The organism is Streptomyces monashensis, from assembly GCF_001866665.1.
Lineage (GTDB): Bacteria > Actinomycetota > Actinomycetes > Streptomycetales > Streptomycetaceae > Streptomyces > Streptomyces monashensis.
Genome location: NZ_MLYO01000032.1, coordinates 139,003 through 160,175, shown reverse-complemented (window position 1 = coordinate 160,175; position 21,173 = coordinate 139,003). Strand labels below are relative to the sequence as shown.

Genomic DNA, 21,173 nt, shown 5'->3' with positions numbered 1-21,173 from the left:
GGGCCTCGGCCCAGGGGACTCCTGGACGACGACGGTGGATGTCAGCCCGGCAGCGATCCACGAGGACTGTCTTGGGCCGGTCGGAGCCCCCACATCTGCCCCGGAGTTATCTCGCACCTTCTACCGCGTTCGGTTCGCCCAACCCTGAGGCCGGCATGGCCGGTTCCGTGCGCTAGTCTGCGCCCACTATTCGAACATCCGACTGGTCGGACAAGAGAAAACGGGGGGTCGCGCCATGCGTGGCACGCGGTTCCGTACGGTTCTGGCGGTCACGGCCGCCACGGCGACTCTGGGCACTGTCTCCGCCTGCGGCGGCAAGTCCACTTCTGCGACGGCCCCCCACCCGTCCGCCACGCCGTCAGCGGTCGCTGTCTCACCGGTGGCTTACCTGATCCAGGTGAAGAACGCCACGGCCAAGGTCCACTCGGCCAGGATCGACCAGACGATCACGATGGGCACGCTGCGGCAGATGCGGAACGTCGGGGACCAGGACTGGGCCAACGGTCTGCAGGGCAACGTCACGCTGTCGGTGAAGTCCTCCACCCCGACGCCGGTCCCCCCGATGCAGATGAAGATCCGCAGCGACGCCCTGTACGTGAAGGTGCCCGCTCAGAAGTTGGCCAGGCTCGGCGGCAAGCACTGGATCAAGGAGCCGCTCGCCCTCATCGCCGCGCAAGGTGCTGCCGGCAAGGCCAGCACCGACCAGCTGAAGCAGGCGAACCCCGCCCTGGCCGTACGGATGCTGATCTCCAGCGGCGATCTGCGCAAGGTGGGCCGGGAGACGGTACGCGGCACTGCCGCCACCCATTACACGGGCACGCTGGACGTGGCCAAGCTGATCGCCGGAAGGCAGGGCCTGACGCCTGATGACGTGAAGTTCCTCAAGCAGCGACTCGCGGCATCAGGTGCTGCGGACGACGACATCGACCTCTGGGTCAACAGCGAGAACCTGCCGGTGCGGACGCAGGAGCAGATGCAGACGGACACCGCCGAGGTCACCTCGACCACCTACTTCTCCGACTACGGCGTCTCGGTCGATCTGTCCGTCCCCGATGCGTCGGACACCTTCACTCTCCACTCGGTGACGGGCGGCAACCAGACCGGCACGGCCTGATCCGAAAGGTTCCAGCACGCCCCTGGCCCCGTACTGCGGGGCCCAACAGGGCGAAAGGCGCCACCCCTCGCTCAGCATGAGTGGGGGGTGGCGCAGCCCAGTTTGCAGGGGTTGGTCCCCTCCCGGCCGCCGGAGAGCGCGCGAGCCGAGGCCGGAGCCGGCATCATCGCCGACTCCAGCCCAGTGGCCGAGGGCCGGGCGTGCCGCGGCAAGGTGGCCTGTGGTCCTCCGCGCGGTGTGTACGGCCGACCGGCCCGGCCCGCGGGGGTCAGCCGGTGAACGCGGCGGTTCCGTTCGGGGTGCCGAGTCCGGACGGGCCGTCGTAGCCGGTGGTGCCGGTGCAGAGGTAGGAGCCGCCGCAGCTGCCGTTGGAGCCGCTGGTGACGTCGTTCAGGGCCGTGGTGTGGGCGTACGGGAAGGAGGACGGGGAGGAGCCGGAGGACGGGGTGCCGGCCAGCGCGTAGACCGCGGCGATCAGCGGGGAGGCGGCGCTGGTGCCGCCGAAGACCATCCAGCCGCTGCCCTGGCCGTAGCTGTCGTAGACCGCGACACCGGTGTTGGGGTCGGCGACCGCCGAGACGTCCGCGACCGTGCGGTTCGCGCAGCCGGAGTCCTTCTGCCAGCTGGGCTTGGCGTCGTAGGCGGAGCAGCCGGAGCCCGCCCCGCTCCACACCGTGTCGGTCCAGCCGCGGGTGTTGGAGGCCGTCGTGAGGGAGGTACCGCCCACTGCCGTCACGTACGTGGAGGCCGCCGGGTACTCGACGCCGTAGCCTCCGTCGCCGGAGGAGGCGGTGATGGCGACGCCCGGGTGGTTGAAGTAGGTGGAGTCGTACGACGCGTCGCTGGAGGACTCGGAGCCGCCGTAGCTGTTGGAGACGAACCTGGCGCCCAGCCTGACTGCGGTGTTCACGCCCGTGCCCAGGTTGGTCATGCTTGCCGAACTGGCTTCCACCAGCAGGATCTTGCAGTTGGGGCAGGCCGCGCTGACCATGTCGAGGTCGAGGGATATCTCCTCGGCCCAGCCGGAGTTGCCGCGCGGGTACTTGGTGCCGCCGCTCTGGTCCACCTTCTTGAAGCAGCCGTTCGCCGTGGTGCAGGCGGACAGGCCGTACTGGGAGCGGTAGACGGCGAGGTCGGACTCGGCGCTGGGATCGTCGTAGGCGTCGACGATCGCCACGGTCTGGCCCGAACCGCCGCTGGCGGAGGGCAGGTTGTAGGCCGACTGGAGCGAGGCGGGGCCGTAGCCGGAGGGAGCGGCGGCGGCCGTCAGGGCGCTCTCGGCGTGCGCCGAGGCGGGGGTGCCCGCGGTGACCTGAAGGGCGTTGCAGGCCATCTGGTCCTTCTTCGTCGGAGCCGCGCAGGCGCGGGCGACGGAGACGCCGTGGGACGGGGAGGCGGAGGCCTGGGCCGCCTGGCCGATGGGGGCGGCCAGGGCGAGGGCGGCCGTGGCGAGCGTGGCCACGGCGGTGAGGGAAACGGTTCTGCGCAACGTACGTCCTCCACATGGTGGGTGTACCGGGAAGGGCTGTGGGGGGTGCGCGGTGCCACCACGGCGCGGGGTGTCGCGCCGGGGTCGCGCAGAACGTACGGATGTTGGGGCCTCGTCAACAAGGCGGAGGTTGAACCTGGGACGTTCCTTTACCTTTCCTGAGTTATCCATGCTCTGTTCATGGTTAGGACATGGGCTAAAGTCGACCTTTCCATGACTTGATCGGCCGGGGCGGTTCGAATGGATTCAGTCAGCAATCCCCCTCCGGTGCAGGCTTTTTGAGTCGTGTCGGCATCCCGCCCGGCCTCGCGATCCTGCGGTCGGCGTTGAAGGGCCGAGCCTTCTCGGGATGCCAATTCAGCAGCTCAGCACCGGGGTGGGCGTGAGGTTCTTCACGGAGAAACCGTGGAGTCGAGGGCAACTGCACCTTTCGTTATGGTCTGCGGTCACCGGCCCAGGCGTGGCTGGATCCATCCGCTGACAGGGTGCCTGTGCGTTCCCTTCGAGCCGCCTTATGATCAGCGCCTGCCGCACCGCGTGCCCCCACCACCGCTACGGCCTCTCGGTTTTCTTTTGCCCAGAAGAGGTCTCATGAAGCTTCGCCGTGCCCTTGTGGCGGTCGCGACGACCGCCGCTGTCGCCCCCGCCGCGTTGACGATGGCAACCGTGGCGCATGCCGATGACGGTTCGGCCTCGGCCACTCCCACCGTCAGTGCCTCCGCCGCGGACTCCTCCTCCGAGGCCCCTACGGACACCGCCTCCCCCGTCGCCACGGCCTCCGCGACCGCCGCCGCCACGGCCCCCGCCACCGCGAGCGCGTCCGCCTCCGACGGGGCCACGGCCCCGGCCGGATCGGCCTCGGCCGTGCCGAGTGCCGTCCCGACGCCGACCGTGGAACCCACCGACCTCGGGTTCTGCGAGGACCAGAACCCGCAGTACAAGGCCACCCTCCGGATCGGGCTGAGTGGCCTGCCCGGCAAGATAGTGAAGGGCAGTGGCTGGCATCCGTTCAAGATGACGGTGACCAACCCGTCCAAGGACGCCATCAAGGACATCGAACTGGCCGCGGGCGTCGGTCCGGTGAAGGGCGACAACCCGTTCACGCTCAAGCAGGTCGTGCTCCAGGCGTACGACCCGGACGCCAAGCAGTGGTTCGACGTCACGGACGACGGCACATACGCCTTCGGCTCGCTGGGCCCGGGTGACCTGCCCGGCAGGACCGCGGTCGACCTCAGCTTCCGGCTGGACGTCACGGCCAAGGCCCCGGTCGGCAAGGCCCTCACCATCGGCCTGGGCGTCTACCCGGACACGAAGAACAACTGCGTGGCGACGGGCTTCGCCGCCTACAAGGTCGACATCGTCAGGCCGGGCACCTCGACCACGGGCTCCACCCCGGTCCCGCAGACGGGCGGAGAGGCTCCGCTGCCGTCCAAGGCCCCGGCCAAGAAGGGCACTTCCCACGTGGTCCCGGTCTCGGACACGAACGCGGCGGGCTCGCTGGCCCACACCGGTACCTCCTCCGCCCTCCCGCTGATCGCCGGTATCGGCGGCGCGGCCGTGGTGGTCGGCGCCGGCGCGGTGTTCGTCGTGCGTCGCCGCAAGTCGGGCGGCGCCGCGGCCTGACGCCGTAACCAGGCCGTGAACGAGCCGAGGGCCCGCATCCGGACACGGATGCGGGCCCTTTCACGTGGCAGGGGCAAGGGCAGGTCACGCTCTCAACGCTGCCGACTCTCGTGAGAGCCGGCAGCACCACGGTGAGGACCTGGATGGCGACGACTACCGTGATCAGCATGCCCTCAGGGGGCTCCGACACCCGCTCCGGCCTGGGATTTCTCCCAGGCCGGACGCGGTCTTCGGCCTCGGCTTCCCGGCTCTCAGGAAGCGAGCACGGAGATGCCGTCGCCGAGCAGCTTCAGTCCCAGGACGAAGAACAGGACGGCCATCACGGCGGCGTTGTGCTGAGCCGCCCAGTCCTTCCAGCTGCCGAGCGTGGTCCTGGCCCGCTCGCCGCCGAGCAGGAAGACTCCCAGCGGCGCCAGCAGGCCGAGGGTGGCGATCAGGACGAAGATCGCCAACGATGCGATCTGCTGCCCGACCGGCAGCCCGGCCGAGCCGATGGAGGCGCCCGCGGCGATGGTCAGCGGGGCGTTCTTGGCGTTGAGTGCGGCCAGGGCCAGCCCGAGTGCGAGGATCCTGGCCGGCGTGAGGCGGTCGATCGCCCCCATCCACTTCGGCAGTCGGGCTTGGGACGGGTCCTTCGGGCGCCGGTGCCACTGCCGGGCGCCGAAGAGGGCGAGGAACAGGCCCAGAGCGAGTTTGAGGGCTCCGACCCAGGTGGCCGGCTGATGGTGGGCCGAGGCGCCTGCGGGCGAAGCGATCCCGAGCATGACCGCGCCCAGGGCCGAGAGCCCCAGGATCCAGCCGACGGTGAAGAGGACCCCGTTGAGGCGTCCCCGAGGCGTGGCGAGTATCAGGATGATCGCGATGATCGGCAGCGGGCTGACCGCGACGGCGGCCGCGAAACCGAGCACGTCACCGAGGACTTTACCCATCTTTGCCTCCGTATGTCCTCGTTCCATCGTCCTGCGCCCGGCCGAATCTGTCCTCGGGGGGCGAGACGCGACCCGGTGCGTCTGTCGGGACGAGCCGGGCGAGGCGGACGCGGTCGCGGGGCTTCGTCGCACGGGCGACGCGGTGGTCGCACGGTCGGTCTCACTCCATGCGGGCACGGTCCGGCGCCGCGGAGGTCGTGGAGGCCGCCGGGGTCGTGGCACCGTCGCGGGCCGCGCCGGCCTCCGGCATCACCTGACGCACACTCATCAGTGCCGCCAGTGCGATCGCTCCCGCCACCGCCGGAACGCCCGCCGCCCCGATCGTGGACAGGGTCACGCCGCCGAGCGCGCCGGCGACGGCGACGCCGAGGAACTGGGCGGAGAAGTGCAGGCCGAGGGCCTGGGGGCGCTGCTCGGGGGCGAGGCCGGCCAGGCGGGTCTGCTGGCTGATGCCGCCCGACCACCAGGCCGTGCCGAAGGCGAACAGGAGCGGGAAGGCCATGATCCGCGCCGTCGTGTGCAGGTGCGCGACGGTCAGGAGGGTCAGTAGCGCGAGGCACCCGGTGACCAGCAGCAGCACCGTGCGCAGGACGTTCGCCAGCGCGTGCCTGGCCAGGACGGAGCCGATGAGGCGGCCGCCGGTGAACCCGCCGGCGCCGAACACGACCATCAGGGCGGCCACGCCGGTGCTGCCCAGGCCGGTGGAGCGCCGCGCGACAGGGGCGAGGTAGGTGTACATGGTGTAGGCGGCCAGGAAGAGCCCGAACGTGGTGACCAGGCCCCAGCGGACGGCGCCGCGGCGCAGCAGGTCGAGCCGGCCGCCGGCGGCGCCCGCGGTGCCCGGGACGTCCGGGAGCCAGGCGGCGACGGCGGCGGCGGTGACGAGGGCCAGGGCCGTGACGAAGCCGAAGGAGGCCCGCCAGCCGAGGGCCGCGCCGACGACCGTGCCGATGGGGGCGCCGAGGGTGAGGGCGATCGCGTTGCCGCCGGCCGTGACGGCGATCGCGCGGGGCAGCTCCTCGGGTTCGCTCAGCGCGGCGGCGGCGGCCGCGGCGGGTGCGGCGAAGAGGGCGGCGCCCACCGCGGCGAGGACCCGGGCCACGGCCAGGGCGAGGAGGTCGGGGGAGGCCGCGGCGAGCGCGTTGGCCGCGGCGAAGCCGACGGCCGCCCGGATGAGCAGTCTCTTGAGCGGGACGCGCTGGAACCGGCCGATCAGGGGCGGACCCGCCACGGCGTAGACGACGGCGAAGACCGTGACCATCTGCCCGCACATCGACACCGTGGAGTGCAGGTCGTGGGCCACGTCCGGGAGGACGCCGGCGATCACGTACCCCTCGGTGCCGACCGTGAAGGTGCCAAGGGCCAGGAGGTAGATCCTTGGATTCATGGTCCAACGGTACAAGAGTTGTTGAACCATTAGAAGGGGTGGTGCGGCGCAGTAAGGTCGTAGGCATGCGCGACAGGTTTCACGCCGAACTCGACAACGTCAGCCTCGCCCAGGCGATGCACGGGCTGAGCGACCCGCTGCGCCTGCGGATCGTCGCCCTGCTGGCCGAGCGCGGCGAGACCGAGTGCTCGGTGATCTACAACGACCTCGGCATCAGCAAGTCGAACGCCTCGCATCACTTCCGCGTCCTGCGCGAGTGCGGGCTGATCTGGCGCAGCCATCAGGGGCAGCAGCAGAGCGCCCGGCTGCGCGTCGACGAGTTCGACGGGCGCTTCCCGGGGCTGCTGGCCGCCGTGATCCGCAACATCGGGACGGGCGAGCCGGGGCCTGAACGGCTGCGCGAGGCCGGCGAACCCGAGGGCGCGCCGACCCCGCGTTGACGTCACCGTCGCGCAGCTCGGATCCGTCCGCTTCTCACCTCACGTACGGCTCAGGGCACGTACGACCGTGTGTTGCTCGCCCACAGCGCGCCGCCCTTGCCCGTGCCGCCCGTCGCGGTGTACACGACGACGTTGCCGTCGTTCTGCATCACCGCGTACGCGCCGGAGTGGCCGTAGGTGTGGGTGGACCACAGGGCGGTGCCGGTGCTGGAGTAGACGACCAGGTTGCCGTCGGCCTGCATGGAGGCGTAGGCGCCGGAGTGGCCGTAGGTGCCGGCGGACCAGATCGCCCTGCCGTCGCGCTTGCGGTACAGCACGAGGTTGCCGTCCGGCTGCATCGCCAGGCGGGTGTACCGGGCCTGGGCCCACCAGCCGGCCGTGAGCTTCTGGCCGGAGCCGATCGTCGCCGAGTGCATGCTGGTGCCGTCGGCCCACAGCGAGCCGCCCGTGCTCGGGCCGCCGCCGGAGCCGTAGACCACCAGGTTGCCGTCGTCCTGGACCAGGAAGTAGGCGCCGGAGTGGCCGTAGGTGTGGGTGGACCACAGGGCGGTGCCGGTGCTGGAGTAGACGACCAGGTTGCCGTCGGCCTGCATGTACGCGTAGGCGCCGGAGTGGCCGCTGGTGTGGGTCGACCAGATCGCCGGGCCGCTGCCGCTGGTGCCGTTCGTCTTCAGGTACGCGACCAGGTTGCCGTCGCTGCCCATGGTCAGCGTGATGTTCGCGCTGCTCAGCCGGTGGCCGGAGGTGAGCTTCTGGCCGGGCTGGAGGGAGTTGACGTTCGTCGCGCCGGAGGCGAAGGCGGCGGTGCCGTTCGGGGTGCCGAGACCGGTCGGGCCGTCGTAGCCGGTGGCCGCGGTGCACAGGTAGCTCGTGGAGCAGGTGCCGTCGCTGCCCGTGGTGACGTCGTTCAGGGCCGACGTGTGTCCGTAGGCGTACGTGGACGGGTAGCTGTTCGCGGCCGGGGTGCCGGCGAGGGCGTAGGTGGCCGCGATGATGGGCGAGGAGGCGCTGGTGCCGCCGTAGACGTTCCAGCCGGCGGAGCCGCCGTAGGTGTCGTAGACGGCGACGCCGGTGGCCGGGTCGGCGACCGCGGAGACGTCCGCGACGGTGCGGTGCGAGCAGCCGGTGTCGGTCTGCCAGGTGGGCTTGGCCTCGTCCGCGGAGCAGCCGGATCCGGTGCCCTCGGTGCTGCTGGTGGACCACACCGACTCGGTCCAGCCGCGGGTGGTGCCCGCGCGGCTGAGCGAGGTGCCGCCGACCGCGGTGACGTAGGGGGAGGAGGCCGGGTACTGGACGCCGTAGCCGCTGTCGCCCGCGCTGACCGTGATGGCGACGCCGGGGTGGTTGAAGTACTGGACGTCGGCGTAGGTCTCGCTCGGGTCCTCGGTGCCGCCGAAGGAGTTGGAGACGTACTTGGCGCCGAGGGCGACGGCCTCGTTCTCGGCGATGCCGATGTCGCTCGTGCTCGTGGAGGAGGCCTCGACGAGCGTGATGTGGCACTGCGGGCAGACGGCGCTGACCATGTCGAGGTCGAGGGAGATCTCGCCGGCCCAGCCCGCGTCAGGGCTCGGGTACGTGGTGCCGCCGGTCTGGTTGACCTTGTGGAAGCAGCCGTTGGCGGTGGTGCAGGCGGGCAGACCGTACTGGGCGCGGTAGGCGGCGAGGTCGGACTCCGCGTTCGGGTCGTCCAGGGCGTCGACGATCGCGACGGTCCGGCCCGAACCGGCGCTCGCGGACGGCAGGTTGTAGGCGCTCTGGAGGTCCGCGGGCCCGTAGCCGGACGGGGTGGTGTGCGGGCTCACCGTCAGGCGCTGGAGGACGTCGGTGCGGGCCTCGGCGAGGCACGCCACGTGGCCCGGCGTGGTGGAGTGGGCGCACAGGTGCTTGGCGTGGGCCGTGCCGCTCGCCGACGGAGCGGCGGAGGCGGCGGCCGTGAGCCAGCCGGTGGACAGCGCGGTGGATATGAGCGCGGTGGTGGACAGGACGGCGGCGGCGGATGCCGCCCGACGTCTCCGTGCGTGCAAGGAAGTGCCCTTCTGACGTTCCGATGTGACAGCGGGGGGCGGACGAAAACTAGCCACGCCGTCCACCGGGAACAATGGGAGGGCGGTAAATCCTTGATCATGGTTTCCCCGGTCAGGACCGGGGAAGCAGCCGGCGGGCGATCTCCAACTGGTGCTCCTCGACCGGGTGGCCGTCCGCCACGTCCCACAGGGCGTTCTGGAGCAGCCGGCCCAGCGTCCAGGCGCGGGCCCGCTCCCGGTCGAGGCCGAGGACGTCGGTCATCGCGTCGAAGCGCCAGGCCACCTCGGCCGCCTCGAACCGGTTGCACAGGGCGGGCCACAGCTCGAAGCCGGGATCGCCGGCCAGCGGCTTGGGATCGATGGCGAGCCAGTCGGCGCGGTCGGCGGCGAGCACGTTCTCGAAGTGCAGGTCCCAGTGCAGCAGCCGGTCGCCGGGTGCGCCGACGACCTCCCGCACGGCGGCCGCGCAGTCGGCGACCGTACGGCGGGTCCCGGGGTCGGGGATCCGCTCCAGCGCCCACGGGGTCCGCTCCAGCATCGCGGCGGCGATGTCGCCGAGCCGGCGCATGCCCGGCGGGGCCGGGAAGGACGTCAGCCGGGCCAGCAGCCGGGCGATCACGAGAACGGCGGCGCGGGTGTCGGCCCGTGCGCAGAGCGAACGGGACGGGTCCAGGCGCTCCAGGAGCATGGTGCCGGTGGCCGGATCGTGGTCGAGGAGCCGTACGGCGCCGTCGCCGTCCCAGACCCGCAGCGCGACCGGTTCGCCCTCGGTCTCCTCGTCGGGCAGCTGGAGTTTGAGCACGGCCCGGGTGCCGCCCGCGCCGACGACCGGCAGGACCAGCGCGCTGACGCCGTTCATGGCGGGCCCGTCGAGCCGCAGCCGCCAGCGGTCGAGGAACTCCGCCGCCAGCTCGGGCAGGGCGGCGACGAAGGCCCGCCCCGCCGCGCCGTTGTACCGCGCCTGTGCCTCGGCCAGGCCGTCGGGGATGTCGATCACGTTCAGGACGATACCGGCGTGCGTGAATCGGCTCATGCGAATCAAGCGGGGCCTCACAGTGGTACGGACGGCGGTGCGGTCGTGGATCTGCAGCGCACCCGGCACCTACGTGTGGCTGCTGGTCCTGTTCGTCACGACCGTCGCCCTGCACCGCATGTCGCCCGACTTCGAGCAGCACTTCCTGCGCCGGCGCTCGACCAACATCCACGAGCTGTCGCACAACCCGGTGCGGGTGCTGGTGGCGAGCGCGTTCTGGATCGACAGCGGCCGCTGGATTCCGTACGCCTTCCTCTACACGGTGTTCCACGCGCCCGCGGAGCGCTGGCTCGGCACGGCCCGCTGGCTCGCGGTGTGCGCGCTGGCGCACGTGTTCGCGACGCTGACCAGCGAGGGCGCCCTGCTGATCGCGATCCGGGACGGCATCGCCCCGCACCGCGCGGTCAACACCCTGGACATCGGGGTGAGTTACGCGCTGGCCGGGGTCATCGCGGTGCTCACCTACCGGATCGCGCCCCCCTGGCGGTACGCGTATCTGCTGGCGGTGCTGGTCGTCTACGGGCTGCCGCTGGCCGAGGGGCGGACCTTCACCGATCTGGGCCACTTCGTCTCGGTGCTGATCGGGCTGGCCTGCTATCCGCTGGTCAGAGGGCGCGGAAAAGCATGGAATCCGAAGGAGACACTGGCCGGGACGAGGGGCTAACGTCCCGGCCATGAGCAGCTCGGCAAGCAGTGCGGCCCCCGGCTTCGCGGGCGGCGTCGTCAACGGCGGGATCTCCTACTGGTACGCGGACGACGGTCTCCCGGCCGTGCGCGAGCCGCTGCCCGGGGACGCCACGGCCGACGTCGTGATCGTCGGCGGCGGATACACGGGCCTGTGGACGGCGTACTACCTGAAGAAGGCCGCCCCCTTCCTGCGCATCACGGTCCTGGAGCAGAAGTTCTGCGGCTACGGCGCCTCCGGCCGCAACGGCGGCTGGCTCTACAACGGGATCGCGGGCCGCGACCGGTACGCGAAGCTGCACGGCCACGAGGCCGCCGTACGCCTCCAGAAGGCGATGAACGACACGGTCGCCGAGGTGATCGCGGTGGCCGGGGCCGAGGGCATCGAGGCGGACGTCCACCGCGGCGGCGTCCTCGAAGTGGCCACGACCCCCGCCCAGTTGGCGCGCCTGAAGTCCTTCCACGCGCACGAGCTGTCGTACGGCGAGAAGGACCGGGAGCTGTACGGCGCCCGCGAGACGGCCGAGCGGATCCGGGTCGCGGACGCGGTGGGCTCGGCCTGGACCCCGCACGGGGCCCGGCTGCACCCGGTGAAACTGGTCAAGGGCCTGGCGGCGACGGTCGAGGCGCTCGGAGTGGTGATCCACGAGTCGACCCCGGTGACCGAGATCCGCCCCAAGCACGCGGTCACGCCCTACGGCACGGTCCGTGCCCCCTACGTGCTGCGCTGCACGGAGGGCTTCACGGCGCGGTTGAAGGGCCAGAAGCGCACCTGGCTCCCCATGAACTCCTCGATGATCGCGACCGAGCCGCTGACCGAGGAGCAGTGGGCGTCGATCGGCTGGGAGGGGCGCGAGACCCTGGGCGACATGGCGCACGCGTACATGTACGCGCAGCGCACGGCCGACGGCCGGATCGCGCTGGGCGGCCGCGGGGTGCCGTACCGCTTCGGCTCGCGCACGGACAACGACGGCCGCACGCAGGCGGCGACGATCGAGGCCCTCCACGAGATCCTGACCCGCTTCTTCCCTTCCCTGGCCGGGGTCCGGGTGGAACACGCCTGGTCGGGCGTTCTGGGCGTCCCCCGCGACTGGTGCGCCACGGTCACCCTGGACCGCTCGACGGGCCTCGGCTGGGCGGGCGGCTACGTCGGCTCCGGCGTCGCCACGGCCAACCTGGCCGCCCGCACCCTGCGCGACCTGGTCCAGCGGGACTCCGGCCAGGGCGGTCGCACGGACCTCACCGACCTGCCCTGGGTGAACCACAAGGTCCGCAAGTGGGAGCCGGAACCCTTCCGCTGGCTGGGCGTCCACGGCATGTACGCCACGTACCGCACCGCCGACCAGCGCGAACGCCTCCACCCCGGCACGGAGTCCTCCCGCCTGGCGAGGGCGGCGGACCGGGTGGCGGGGCGGCACTGAACCGGTTCCGCCCGGGCCCCTGTTGATTCCCCCCGTGAACGGGCCCCATGGCGGCGTCCGTTCCCCCGGCCAGGGTGATTGTCAGTGGCGGGGTGCAGCATGGGGGCATGGTGAGGAGAGCGACGGGTGAGGGTGGGAAGCGGGCGAAGGGTGCGCGGCGTCCGGAGCTGCGGCTGCCGCCGCTCACCCCGTGGTCCGGCGGCGGGCTGGAGCCGGACGGGGACTACGACGGGCTGGAGTTCCAGGACGCGGACCTGAGCGGGCAGGACGGCGCGGGTGCCCGGTTCATGGATTGCGCGCTGGCGGGCTGCGCCGTGGACGGTACGGCGCTGGGCCGGGCCAGAGTGCTGGACTCGGTGCTGACGGGGCTGCGCGGGGTCGGCACGCATCTGGCCGAGTCCACGTTCCGGGACGTGGAGGTGGTCGACGCGCGCCTCGGCGGCACCCAGCTGCACGGCGCCGTGCTGGAGCGGGTGGTGGTCCGCGGCGGCAAGATCGACTATCTCAATCTGCGCGAGGCCCGCCTCAGAGACGTCGTCTTCGAGTCCTGTGTGCTGGTCGAGCCGGACTTCGCGGGGGCGAGCCTGGAGCGGGTGGAGTTCGTCGACTGCGCGCTGAAGGGCGCCGACTTCGGCAGCGCGACGCTGAAGGACGTGGATCTGCGCGGAGCCGCCCCGCTGGAGATCGCCCGCGGCCTGGACCGGCTGTCCGGGGCGGTGATCAGTACGGGTCAACTGCTGGATCTGGCGCCGGTGCTGGCGGCGGAGCTGGGGATCAGAGTGGAGTGAGCGGCGCCGGGGGCCGGGGTGTCACGGCGGGTGGGGGCGTCATGGCAAGGCGGGGAAGCGTCGCGGCACGGGGGTGGTCACGGCAGGCGGGGGAAGCGGGCCTGGAGGGTCCAGATCGCCGGGTTCTCCGCCAGGTCGTCGTGGAGGTCGGTGAGATCCGCGACGAGATCGTGCAGGAAGTCGCGGGCCTCGCGGCGCAGTTCGGTGTGGCTGAAGCTGAGCGGGGCCTCCTCGGCCGGCATCCAGTCGGCCTCGATGTCCACCCAGCCGAAGCGGCGCTCGAACAGCATCCGGTCGGTGGACTCGGTGAAGTCCAGCTCCGCCTGCTGCGGGCGCGCGGCGCGCGAGCCCATCGGGTCCCGGTCCAGCCGTTCCACGATGTCGCACAGCGCCCACGCGAAGTCCAGCACCGGCACCCATCCCCAGGCTGTGGACAGCTCCCGGTCCGACTCGGTGTCCGCGAGATAGACGTCACCGCAGAACAGGTCGTGCCGCAGCGCGTGGACGTCCGCGCGGCGGTAGTCGGTCTGCGGAGGGTCCGGGAACTTGTTGGAGAGGGCGTAGCCGATGTCGAGCACGCACCGATGGTGTCACGCGGCGGGGAGAGTCTCCGCCCGCCCCTCGACGGCGCACCGGAGGCGCACCGGCGGCTTGCCGGACGGGTCCCGGCCGCCTCTTGATTTCGGGCCGCATAAGTAAGACCGGTGCGGCCTAAGATCGCTGCCGTGCCCCGTTCCGTACGCCTCGTCGTCCCGGCCGCCGCGGCCCTGCTCGCCTTCAGCCTGGCCCTCTCCGGAACGGGGTGCGACGGCGGTGTGCACGGCACCCCGGGCAGCCCAGGCCTGCACGACCCGTACTTCCCGCAGGCCGGCAACGGCGGCTACCACGTGGAGCACTACGCCCTCACCCTCGACTACACCCCCTCCGGCCGCCGGCTCACCGGTACGGCGGTCATCACCGCCCGCGCCCTCCAGGACCTGTCCGCCTTCGACCTCGACCTCGTCGGACTGCACGTCGACTCGGTCACCGTCGAGGGCAGGCAGGCCCCCTTCGGCCGGTCCGGGCAGGAGCTGACCATCCGACCGCACACCGACCTGAATGCGGGCGAAACGTTCCGTACGACCGTGCGCTACTCGGGCGTCCCGCAGACCCTCACCGACCCCGACGGCTCCAAGGAGGGCTGGCTGCCCACCTCCGACGGCGCTCTCGGCCTCGGCGAGCCCGTCGGCTCCATGGCCTGGTTCCCCGGCAACCACCACCCCTCCGACAAGGCCACCTACGACATCACCGTCACCGTCCCGAAGGGCCTCCAGGCCGTCTCCAACGGCGAGTTGGCGGGCCGGAGCACCCAGGGCGGCCGTACGTCGTACCACTGGCACACCGCCCAGCCCATGGCGAGCTATCTGGCCACGGTCGCCGTCGGCCACTTCACCCTCACCCGCACCACCGGCCCGCACGGGCTGCCGATCCTCACCGCCGTCGCCCCGGACCAGGTGAAGGACAGCGCGGACGCGATGGCCCAGCTGCCCGGCATCGTCACATGGGAGGAGGACAACTTCGGGCCGTTCCCCTTCTCCTCCGCCGGCGCGATCGTCACCGGGGAGGGCGACGCCGGGTACGCCCTGGAGACGCAGAGCCGGCCGACCTTCCCCGGCGCCCCGGACACCGGCACGGTCGTGCACGAACTGGCCCACCAGTGGTACGGCGACTCGGTCACCCCGAAGTCCTGGCAGGACATGTGGCTCAACGAGGGCTTCGCCACCTACGCCCAGTGGCTGTGGCAGGAGGACCACGACGGCGACTCGGCCCAGAAGATCTTCACCGACCTCTACAACGGCGACGACGACGGGATCTGGGCCTACCCGCCCGCGAAGCCGTCCGGCGCCGCCCACATCTCCGACAGCCCCGTCTACGAGCGCGGCGCGATGGTCCTGCACAAGATCCGGCAGAAGGTCGGCGACAAGGGCTTCTTCGCCCTCCTGCGCGGCTGGCCCGCCTCCCACCGGTACGGCAGCGCCGACACCGCCGACTTCACCGCGTACGTGGAGAAGCAGTTCCCGGGCACGGACTTCACCGGGATATGGAAGGACTGGCTGTACGGCGACGGCAAACCGGCCCACGCGTGACACCCCGCCGTGCGGGGCCCGACAGCCCTGGTACGGCTCCGGCGCGGCGGGGCCCCGCGCCGCGGCGGTGTGCGCCGTGGCCCGGGGCCCCGCTCGGTGGTGCCGCGTCCGTCAGACGTTGACGCCGAAGTCCTGGGCGATGCCGACCAGGCCCGAGGCGTAGCCCTGGCCCACCGCGCGGAACTTCCACTCCGCGCCGTTGCGGTACAGCTCGCCGAAGACCATGGCGGTCTCGGTGGCCGCGTCCTCCGAGAGGTCGTAGCGCGCGATCTCGGAGCCGCCGGTCTGGTTCACGATGCGGATGTACGCGTTGCGGACCTGTCCGAAGTTCTGGCTGCGGTTCTCCGCGTCGTAGATGGAGACCGGGAAGACGACCTTGTCGATGTCCGCCGGGAGTCCGGCCAGGTTGACGTTGATGGCCTCGTCGTCGCCCTCGCCCTGGCCGGTGGTGTTGTCGCCGGTGTGGACGATCGTGTTGTCCGGCGTCTGCTTGTTGTTGAAGAAGACGAAGTGGGCGTCCGAGTAGACCTTGCCCTGTGCGTTGACCGCGATGGCGGAGGCGTCCAGGTCGAAGTCCGTGCCGGTGGTGGTGCGGACGTCCCAGCCGAGGCCCACGGTGACGGCGGTCAGGCCCGGAGCCTCCTTGGTGAGCGAGACGTTGCCACCCTTGGACAGGCTTACAGCCATTCTTGGGAGTCCCTTCCTTGGTTCGGTACGGCGGAAAAGGTGCAGCTACCCCTATCAACGCCGGGGGAGCCCGGGAAGGTTCCAGCTCTCTTTACTTTCTTTACTTCCCGTCCCCGGTTTCCGCACCCGGGTATTTCGGGTGACGTGGACGGGTCAGCCGCGCGACCATGGTGGGCATGTCCGGTCCCTACCTCATCCGTGGCTCCGTCTCCCTTCCCGAGGCCGAGCTGATGTGGCGTTTCTCCAGGTCGTCGGGGCCCGGCGGACAGCACGTCAACACCAGTGACTCGCAGGTGGAGCTGCGCTTCGACCTCGCGCGCACCGAGGCACTGCCCCCGGTGTGGAAGGAGCGGGCGTTGCAGCGGCTGGCCGGCCGGCTCGTCGACGGAGTCGTCACCGTCCGCTCCTCCGAGCACCGCTCCCAGTGGCGCAACCGCGAGGCCGCCGCCGTACGCCTCGCCGCGCTCCTCGCGGAGGCCAGCGCGCCCCCGCCCAAGCCCCGCAGGCCCACCCGCATCCCGCGCGGCATCAACGAACGCCGGCTGCGGGAGAAGAAGCAGCGCGCGGACACCAAGCGCGGCCGTTCGGGCCGGGACTGGCAGTAGGTCCGTCACACTTCCGGGCCGTCGTACGTCAGGGTTGTGAAGACCCTGTACGGCGACGGAGAGGCCGGCACCACCGATGAGCGAGCACGACGCGCACCAGCACCACGACGGCACCGGCGGCCTCGACGCCCTCGCCGAGCGGTTCGAGGCGTACCGGGGGCATCTGCGGGCCGTCGCCTTCCGGATGCTGGGCTCGGCCGCGGAGGCCGAGGACGCCGTGCAGGAGACCTGGTTCCGGCTGAGCCGGTCCGACACGAGCGAGGTGGACAACCTCGGGGGCTGGCTGACGACCGTCGTCGGCCGGGTCTGCCTCGACCTGCTCCGCTCCCGCCGCACCCGGGGCGAGCAGCCCCTGGAGACCTGGGAGCCGGCCGCCGCCGCACAGGACCCGGCACAGGACCCCGCGCAGGACGCCCTGCTGGCCGACTCGGTCGGCTCGGCCCTGCTCGTCGTCCTCGACCAGCTGAACCCGGCCGAGCGGCTGGCGTTCGTGCTGCACGACCTGTTCGGGGTGCCGTTCGACGAGGTCGGCGGCGTCCTCGGGCGCACCCCGGCCGCCGCGCGGCAGCTGGCCAGCCGGGGCCGGCGCCGGGTGCGGGGCGCGGACGCGCCGGAGACCGACCTGGTGCGGCAGCGTGCGGTGGTCGACGCCTTCCTGGCGGCGGCGCGGGACGGCGACTTCGAGGGGCTGCTGGCCGTCCTCGACCCGGACGTCCTGGCCCGCGGCGAGGCCGGTACGACCATCGGCGCGAGCGGGGTGGCCGCCGGCGCGAAGAGCTTCGCCCGCCTGGCCGTCGAGTCCCGCCCGGCCCTGATCGACGGCGCCACGGGCCTGGTCCGCTACGTCGACGACCGCCTGGAGCGCGCGCTGACCTTCACCTTCGTCGCCGACCGCATCGCCACGATCGACATCGTGACGGACCCGGCCCGCCTCACGGAGCTGACGATCGAGCCGACGCAGACGTGACGGCCGCCCCGCCCGAGGGCAGGCTCTTTGCTCAGCCCAACTGCCGGTACCGCCCCCGGAAGTACAGCAGCGGTCCGCCCTCGGCGCTCGGCACCTCTGCGGTGAGGACGCGGCCGATGACCAGGGTGTGGTCCCCGGCGCTCACCCGTTCCTCGGTGCGGCACTCCAGCGTGGCCAGTGCGCCGCCCACCAGGGGCGCGCCGGTCACCTCGCCGCGGACGCAGGGGACGTCCTCGAAGAGCAGCCGGTCGCTGATGCGGCCCTTCATCGCGAAGCGCCCGGCGATGTGCCGCTGGCTCTCGGTGAGTACCGACACGGCCCACAGGGGCTGTTCGGCCAGCAGGTCGTCCATCCGGGAGCCCTCGCGCAGGCTGACGAGGACGAGCGGGGGGTCGAGGGAGACCGACAGGAAGGCGGTGGCGGTCATGCCGACGTCCTCCACACCCGGCGCGCCCGGGTCGTCCGGGTCGAGCGGCGGTTCCTGCGCGGTCACCAGGACCACGCCCGCGGCCAGCCGGGACATCGCGGCCCGGAACTCGTCGTTGCTCACCCCCTCAGCATGCCCGGAAGCGGTGAGGGTGGTGGGAGAGGCGGTCTTCAGCACGCCTGGAACGCTAGTCTGCGCCCTGCACGGGCCGCATCGGGCCTCCGCCCGAGCCGGGTCCTAGGACCAGGGGAGGACCATGAGGCAGTTATGGGCAGCATGTGCGCACGCCCGCAAGGCCTGCGTTCAGTATTCGCACGTGTCAAATGCAGAAATGCCACTCAATTGTTCACGTTCACCTGTGACTTGAGTCACAAGGGGCAGGAATTGTTGACCCTGTGTACCGAGTGAGCAGCGCGCTGTGATTCAGTGGCGTGGAAGCTGAGACAACCCTTGATTCGCTGTGACGTCGCGGGGGGAGGGCGGGCATGGAGACTGAGTCGGAGCCGTATGTCCGTCTCGCGTCCCTGCGGCAGCTGCACCAGGTCATGGCCGACATGAACACGGCGCGCAGCCTGGCGGACACCTTGCAGACGGTCGCCGACGGCGTCGTACAGGCCCTCGGGTACGAGATGGCGTGCGTGAACCTCGTCCGCCAGGACAGCGACCTCGTCGTCGCCGCCCTCGCCGGGAACTCCGCCGCCGAGGCCCTGATCACCGGCCGGGTCGGCTCCCGCGAGTCCTGGGACCGGCGGCTGCACATGGGCGAGCGCTGGGGCGACCTGGTCTTCATACCGCACACCGAGGGCTGGGTGCTGGACGACGACGACGTCCCCCAGTGGTACACCGACGGCCCCATGCCGCGCTTCGAGGACGAGTGGCACCCCTCGGACCGCCTCTTCGCCCCCATGTACACGCCCGGCGTGCAGGGCGGCTCCTGCGGCGAGCTGCTCGGCGTCCTGTCCGTCGACCGGCCGCGCAACGGCCGCCGCCCGGGCGCCTGGGGCCGCGAGGCCCTGCAGATGTACGCCTTCCAGGCAGCCATCGCGATCAGCAACGCGCGTCTACGCGCGAATATGCAGCGGGCACTGGTCCGCCTGGAGCGCGAGCAGCAGGCCCTGCGCGCCAGCGAGGAATCCTTCCGGCAGGCCTTCGAGTACGCCCCCTCCGGCATGGCCATCGCCGAGATGGGCGGCGACCAGCACGGCCGCATCCTGCGCACCAACGACGCCCTGTGCCGGCTGCTGGGCCGCCCGGCCTCCGCGATGCGCCGCTACTCCTTCTCCGACCTCGTCCACCCCGAGGACATCGGCACGCTGCTGCGGACCTCCGCCGAGGGCGGCCGCGCGGAGCTGCGCCTCGGCCGCCGTGACGGCACGTACGTCTGGGTGTCGCTGCGCAACAGCGTGGTGGCCGACGCCGCCGACGGCCCCCGCTTCCTGCTCACCCACGTCGAGGACATAGAGGAGCGCAAGCGGCGCGAGCTGCAGCTCGCCCACCGCGCCTCGCACGACTCCCTCACCGGCCTGCCGAACTCCGCCGAGCTGCGCTCGCGCCTGTCGGCCCGCCTGTGCCGGCGCCCCTCCCAGCCCGGCGACCTGGAATCCCTGGACGCGGCCTACGGCCTCCCCGTCTTCGACGCCCCGGGCAGCCATGGCGGCAGCCACGGCGGTTTCGACTTCCGGCCGGGCACGGAGGGCTACGACGCCTTCGACCATCACGTGCACACGGTCGCCCCCGAGGAGGACCACGACGACGGCACCAAGGGCCTCGCGGTGCTCTTCTGCGACCTCGACGGCTTCAAGTCCATCAACGACCGCTTCGGCCACAACGCGGGCGACGCGGTCCTCATCGAGGTCGCCCGACGCCTCACCCGGGGTGTCCGCGACGGTGACACGGTCGCCCGCCTCGGCGGCGACGAGTTCGTGATCCTCGCCGACGGCCTCGGCCGGGCCGACGCCCAAGACCTCGCCGTACGGCTGCGCAACGAGATCATCCAGCCGATCCGGGCCGAGGGCCGGGCCGTGCGGGTGGGCGCGAGTTTCGGCATCGGGTGGGCCCACTGCGGCATGACCGCGGACGAGGTGTTGAAGTCAGCCGACGAGCGGATGTACGTAGAGAAACGATCTCGTCCCAAACAGCACCGACGCGCGGGATGATCCGCAGGTCAGCGAGTTGATGCGGTCGGAGTCACCCGTTTGGCTCACTGAGAGCGGGTAGGCTCGCTGATCCATGCCCCCTATCGCATCCGCCCGCACCTGCTGAGGAGTACCAGGGATGACGCCCGGCGACAACGGCGCGAGCACGCCCGAGGAAGACGACCCCTTCGGCTATCTGTACGCCGACGGCCAGGCCAGAGGAGCCCAGCCGCCGTCCGGCGGTTACGGCTACCCGAACTCGGTCAGCAGGGTGCGTGCCGTCGGCGAGCGCCAGTACGGCCAGCAGCAGCCGCCCGCTTACGGCCAGGTGCCGCAGCAGGGCGCCTACGGCCAGCCGAACGCCCACTACCAGGCCCCGGAGACGCTCCCGGGCGGCCCCGCCTCCACCACCCGCGCCCCCCGTTCGGCCCCGCCGCGCCGCGGCCCCAACACCAAGGGCCTGCTGATCGGCGCGATCGCGGTGGTCGCGGCGGTGGTCATAGGGATCGGCGTGGCGATGCTGAACGGCAACACCTCGGACAACAAGGCGGGTGGCGGCGCCTCCGACACGCCGTCCACCTCGCAGAGCTCCCAGCCGAGCCAGTCGGCGAGCAGCAGCGCGTCGGGGGACCTGCCGAAGAGCGACGCGAAGGACCTCCAGCTGGCGGGCGGCGCGTCCACGGCGTCCGGGGTCAAGGGGGCGTCAGCGGCCGGCGGGACCTATGTGGCGGGCTTCAACAAGGTCGGAGCCTCGCTCACCTGGACCGTCAACGGCGTCCCGGACGCCGGCAAATACAGCGTCTACTTCGGGTACAGCGTTCCCGGCAAGGACGCCACCGCCACCATCACGGTCAACGGGACGGCTTCCGATTCGCCGGTCGGCCTGAAGAACTGGTCGCACGGCCCGGCGGGCGACTACGAGAAGGGCTGGACGAAGACGTTCAGCTACGTCCAGCTCAACAAGGGCTCGAACACCATCAAGCTCTCGTGCGAGCAGGGCAACCAGTGCGACGCCCTCATCGACCAGGTGTGGCTGGTGAAGGGCTGGGTCAACTCCGGCGGCTGAGCCCCGAAGCGGTGTGGCGACCCCGGCAGCCGCCGAGGCCGCCACACCCGCTGTCGGAACCGCGGCACTACTGCGCGTAGACCTCGATGCCCGTAGCGGTGCCATGGAGGTTGTCCGAGTAGGTGCCCGGCTTCAGCGTGAGCAGTTTGGTGCCGATGGCGCAGCCGGTGCCGGGGTGATGGCCCAGAACACGATGCGATAGGGCGTCTGGTTCGAGACGGACCGGGC

The 21,173-nt window shown here is 71.5% G+C and carries 19 protein-coding genes; 11 read left to right on the top strand and 8 right to left on the bottom strand.

Annotation, left to right across the window (positions count from 1 at the left end; genetic code table 11):
* The first annotated feature begins 235 nt into the window (after positions 1-235).
* Positions 236-1,114, top strand: a complete 879-nt coding sequence (locus BIV23_RS19690) for an SCO4651 family lipoprotein (protein ID WP_483883311.1) — start codon at positions 236-238, stop codon at positions 1,112-1,114.
* Between the two features lie 268 nt (positions 1,115-1,382).
* Here the strand turns inward: BIV23_RS19690 and BIV23_RS19685 are convergent, their stop codons facing one another.
* Positions 1,383-2,603: a S53 family peptidase gene (locus tag BIV23_RS19685; protein WP_071382199.1), complete on the bottom strand. Its 1,221-nt coding sequence runs from the start codon at positions 2,601-2,603 to the stop codon at positions 1,383-1,385.
* Between the two features lie 591 nt (positions 2,604-3,194).
* Here BIV23_RS19685 and BIV23_RS50395 point away from each other — a divergent pair.
* Entirely contained in the window at positions 3,195-4,226 is a 1,032-nt protein-coding gene (locus BIV23_RS50395) for an LAETG motif-containing sortase-dependent surface protein (RefSeq protein WP_071382198.1), read from the top strand.
* Between the two features lie 251 nt (positions 4,227-4,477).
* Here the strand turns inward: BIV23_RS50395 and BIV23_RS19675 are convergent, their stop codons facing one another.
* The gene (locus BIV23_RS19675) at positions 4,478-5,155 is read right to left on the bottom strand and encodes a GAP family protein (RefSeq protein ID WP_071382197.1); all 678 of its coding nucleotides are present in this window, start codon (positions 5,153-5,155) and stop codon (positions 4,478-4,480) included.
* 160 nt (positions 5,156-5,315) lie between these two features.
* Complete coding sequence (locus tag BIV23_RS19670; RefSeq protein ID WP_071382196.1) at positions 5,316-6,542, bottom strand: MFS transporter; 1,227 nt, start codon at positions 6,540-6,542, stop codon at positions 5,316-5,318.
* A gap of 65 nt (positions 6,543-6,607) precedes the next feature.
* On the opposite strand from BIV23_RS19670, the gene BIV23_RS19665 reads away from it, so the two are divergent.
* Complete coding sequence (locus BIV23_RS19665) at positions 6,608-6,982, top strand: ArsR/SmtB family transcription factor (protein WP_079173247.1); 375 nt, start codon at positions 6,608-6,610, stop codon at positions 6,980-6,982.
* 50 nt (positions 6,983-7,032) lie between these two features.
* On the opposite strand, the gene BIV23_RS51960 is transcribed toward BIV23_RS19665, so the two are convergent.
* A complete protein-coding gene (locus BIV23_RS51960; protein ID WP_071382195.1) occupies positions 7,033-9,006 on the bottom strand; it encodes a hypothetical protein in 1,974 nt (657 codons plus the stop codon).
* A 112-nt stretch (positions 9,007-9,118) separates the two neighbouring features.
* Positions 9,119-10,039: an aminoglycoside phosphotransferase family protein gene (locus BIV23_RS19655; protein ID WP_071382194.1), complete on the bottom strand. Its 921-nt coding sequence runs from the start codon at positions 10,037-10,039 to the stop codon at positions 9,119-9,121.
* On the opposite strand from BIV23_RS19655, the gene BIV23_RS19650 reads away from it, so the two are divergent.
* The 3 genes from BIV23_RS19650 (at position 10,038) to BIV23_RS19640 (ending at position 12,932) form a co-directional block, all read left to right on the top strand.
* Positions 10,038-10,703 (top strand): rhomboid-like protein, encoded by a 666-nt coding sequence (locus BIV23_RS19650; protein ID WP_177239963.1) that lies wholly within the window; start codon positions 10,038-10,040, stop codon positions 10,701-10,703. The two genes, BIV23_RS19655 and BIV23_RS19650, sit on opposite strands and share 2 nt — an antisense overlap.
* 10 nt (positions 10,704-10,713) lie before the next feature.
* Positions 10,714-12,144, top strand: a complete 1,431-nt coding sequence (locus BIV23_RS19645) for an NAD(P)/FAD-dependent oxidoreductase (RefSeq protein WP_071382193.1) — start codon at positions 10,714-10,716, stop codon at positions 12,142-12,144.
* 107 nt (positions 12,145-12,251) lie between these two features.
* Positions 12,252-12,932: a pentapeptide repeat-containing protein gene (locus tag BIV23_RS19640; RefSeq protein ID WP_071382192.1), complete on the top strand. Its 681-nt coding sequence runs from the start codon at positions 12,252-12,254 to the stop codon at positions 12,930-12,932.
* Between the two features lie 77 nt (positions 12,933-13,009).
* On the opposite strand, the gene BIV23_RS19635 is transcribed toward BIV23_RS19640, so the two are convergent.
* Positions 13,010-13,510, bottom strand: a complete 501-nt coding sequence (locus BIV23_RS19635) for a hypothetical protein (protein ID WP_071382191.1) — start codon at positions 13,508-13,510, stop codon at positions 13,010-13,012.
* A 147-nt stretch (positions 13,511-13,657) separates the two neighbouring features.
* Here BIV23_RS19635 and BIV23_RS19630 point away from each other — a divergent pair, with 147 nt between their 5' ends.
* Positions 13,658-15,058, top strand: coding sequence for a M1 family metallopeptidase (locus tag BIV23_RS19630; RefSeq protein WP_177239962.1), 1,401 nt, complete (start codon positions 13,658-13,660; stop codon positions 15,056-15,058).
* Between the two features lie 111 nt (positions 15,059-15,169).
* On the opposite strand, the gene BIV23_RS19625 is transcribed toward BIV23_RS19630, so the two are convergent.
* Positions 15,170-15,745, bottom strand: a complete 576-nt coding sequence (locus tag BIV23_RS19625; RefSeq protein WP_071382190.1) for a TerD family protein — start codon at positions 15,743-15,745, stop codon at positions 15,170-15,172.
* Positions 15,746-15,912: 167 nt separating this feature from the next.
* Between BIV23_RS19625 and arfB the strand changes: the two genes are divergently transcribed.
* Entirely contained in the window at positions 15,913-16,350 is a 438-nt protein-coding gene (gene arfB / locus BIV23_RS19620) for an alternative ribosome rescue aminoacyl-tRNA hydrolase ArfB (protein ID WP_071382189.1), read from the top strand.
* A 76-nt stretch (positions 16,351-16,426) separates the two neighbouring features.
* Positions 16,427-17,317, top strand: a complete 891-nt coding sequence (locus BIV23_RS19615; protein ID WP_071382188.1) for a sigma-70 family RNA polymerase sigma factor — start codon at positions 16,427-16,429, stop codon at positions 17,315-17,317.
* A gap of 31 nt (positions 17,318-17,348) precedes the next feature.
* Here BIV23_RS19615 and BIV23_RS19610 read toward each other — a convergent pair whose 3' ends face one another.
* A complete protein-coding gene (locus tag BIV23_RS19610) occupies positions 17,349-17,921 on the bottom strand; it encodes a flavin reductase family protein (RefSeq protein ID WP_079173246.1) in 573 nt (190 codons plus the stop codon).
* A 308-nt stretch (positions 17,922-18,229) separates the two neighbouring features.
* Here BIV23_RS19610 and cdgB point away from each other — a divergent pair, with 308 nt between their 5' ends.
* Both cdgB and BIV23_RS19600 read left to right on the top strand, forming a co-directional pair.
* Entirely contained in the window at positions 18,230-19,900 is a 1,671-nt protein-coding gene (cdgB, locus tag BIV23_RS19605; RefSeq protein ID WP_071382186.1) for a diguanylate cyclase CdgB, read from the top strand.
* Between the two features lie 118 nt (positions 19,901-20,018).
* Entirely contained in the window at positions 20,019-20,945 is a 927-nt protein-coding gene (locus tag BIV23_RS19600) for a carbohydrate-binding protein (RefSeq protein ID WP_071382185.1), read from the top strand.
* Positions 20,946-21,173: the final 228 nt, after the last annotated feature.

Bases quoted from the DNA above. Each gene is read 5' to 3' on its own strand.
- BIV23_RS19615 (WP_071382188.1), top strand. From the start codon at position 16,427: ATGAGCGAGCACGACGCGCACCAGCACCACGACGGCACCGGCGGCCTC.
- arfB (WP_071382189.1), top strand. From the start codon at position 15,913: ATGGTGGGCATGTCCGGTCCCTACCTCATCCGTGGCTCCGTCTCCCTT.
- cdgB (WP_071382186.1), top strand. From the start codon at position 18,230: ATGGAGACTGAGTCGGAGCCGTATGTCCGTCTCGCGTCCCTGCGGCAG.
- BIV23_RS19665 (WP_079173247.1), top strand. From the start codon at position 6,608: ATGCGCGACAGGTTTCACGCCGAACTCGACAACGTCAGCCTCGCCCAG.
- BIV23_RS19690 (WP_483883311.1), top strand. From the start codon at position 236: ATGCGTGGCACGCGGTTCCGTACGGTTCTGGCGGTCACGGCCGCCACG.
- BIV23_RS19625 (WP_071382190.1), bottom strand. From the start codon at position 15,745: ATGGCTGTAAGCCTGTCCAAGGGTGGCAACGTCTCGCTCACCAAGGAG.
- BIV23_RS50395 (WP_071382198.1), top strand. From the start codon at position 3,195: ATGAAGCTTCGCCGTGCCCTTGTGGCGGTCGCGACGACCGCCGCTGTC.
- BIV23_RS19675 (WP_071382197.1), bottom strand. From the start codon at position 5,155: ATGGGTAAAGTCCTCGGTGACGTGCTCGGTTTCGCGGCCGCCGTCGCG.
- BIV23_RS19670 (WP_071382196.1), bottom strand. From the start codon at position 6,542: ATGAATCCAAGGATCTACCTCCTGGCCCTTGGCACCTTCACGGTCGGC.
- BIV23_RS19600 (WP_071382185.1), top strand. From the start codon at position 20,019: ATGACGCCCGGCGACAACGGCGCGAGCACGCCCGAGGAAGACGACCCC.
- BIV23_RS19650 (WP_177239963.1), top strand. From the start codon at position 10,038: ATGCGAATCAAGCGGGGCCTCACAGTGGTACGGACGGCGGTGCGGTCG.
- BIV23_RS19655 (WP_071382194.1), bottom strand. From the start codon at position 10,039: ATGAGCCGATTCACGCACGCCGGTATCGTCCTGAACGTGATCGACATC.
- BIV23_RS19645 (WP_071382193.1), top strand. From the start codon at position 10,714: ATGAGCAGCTCGGCAAGCAGTGCGGCCCCCGGCTTCGCGGGCGGCGTC.
- BIV23_RS19640 (WP_071382192.1), top strand. From the start codon at position 12,252: ATGGTGAGGAGAGCGACGGGTGAGGGTGGGAAGCGGGCGAAGGGTGCG.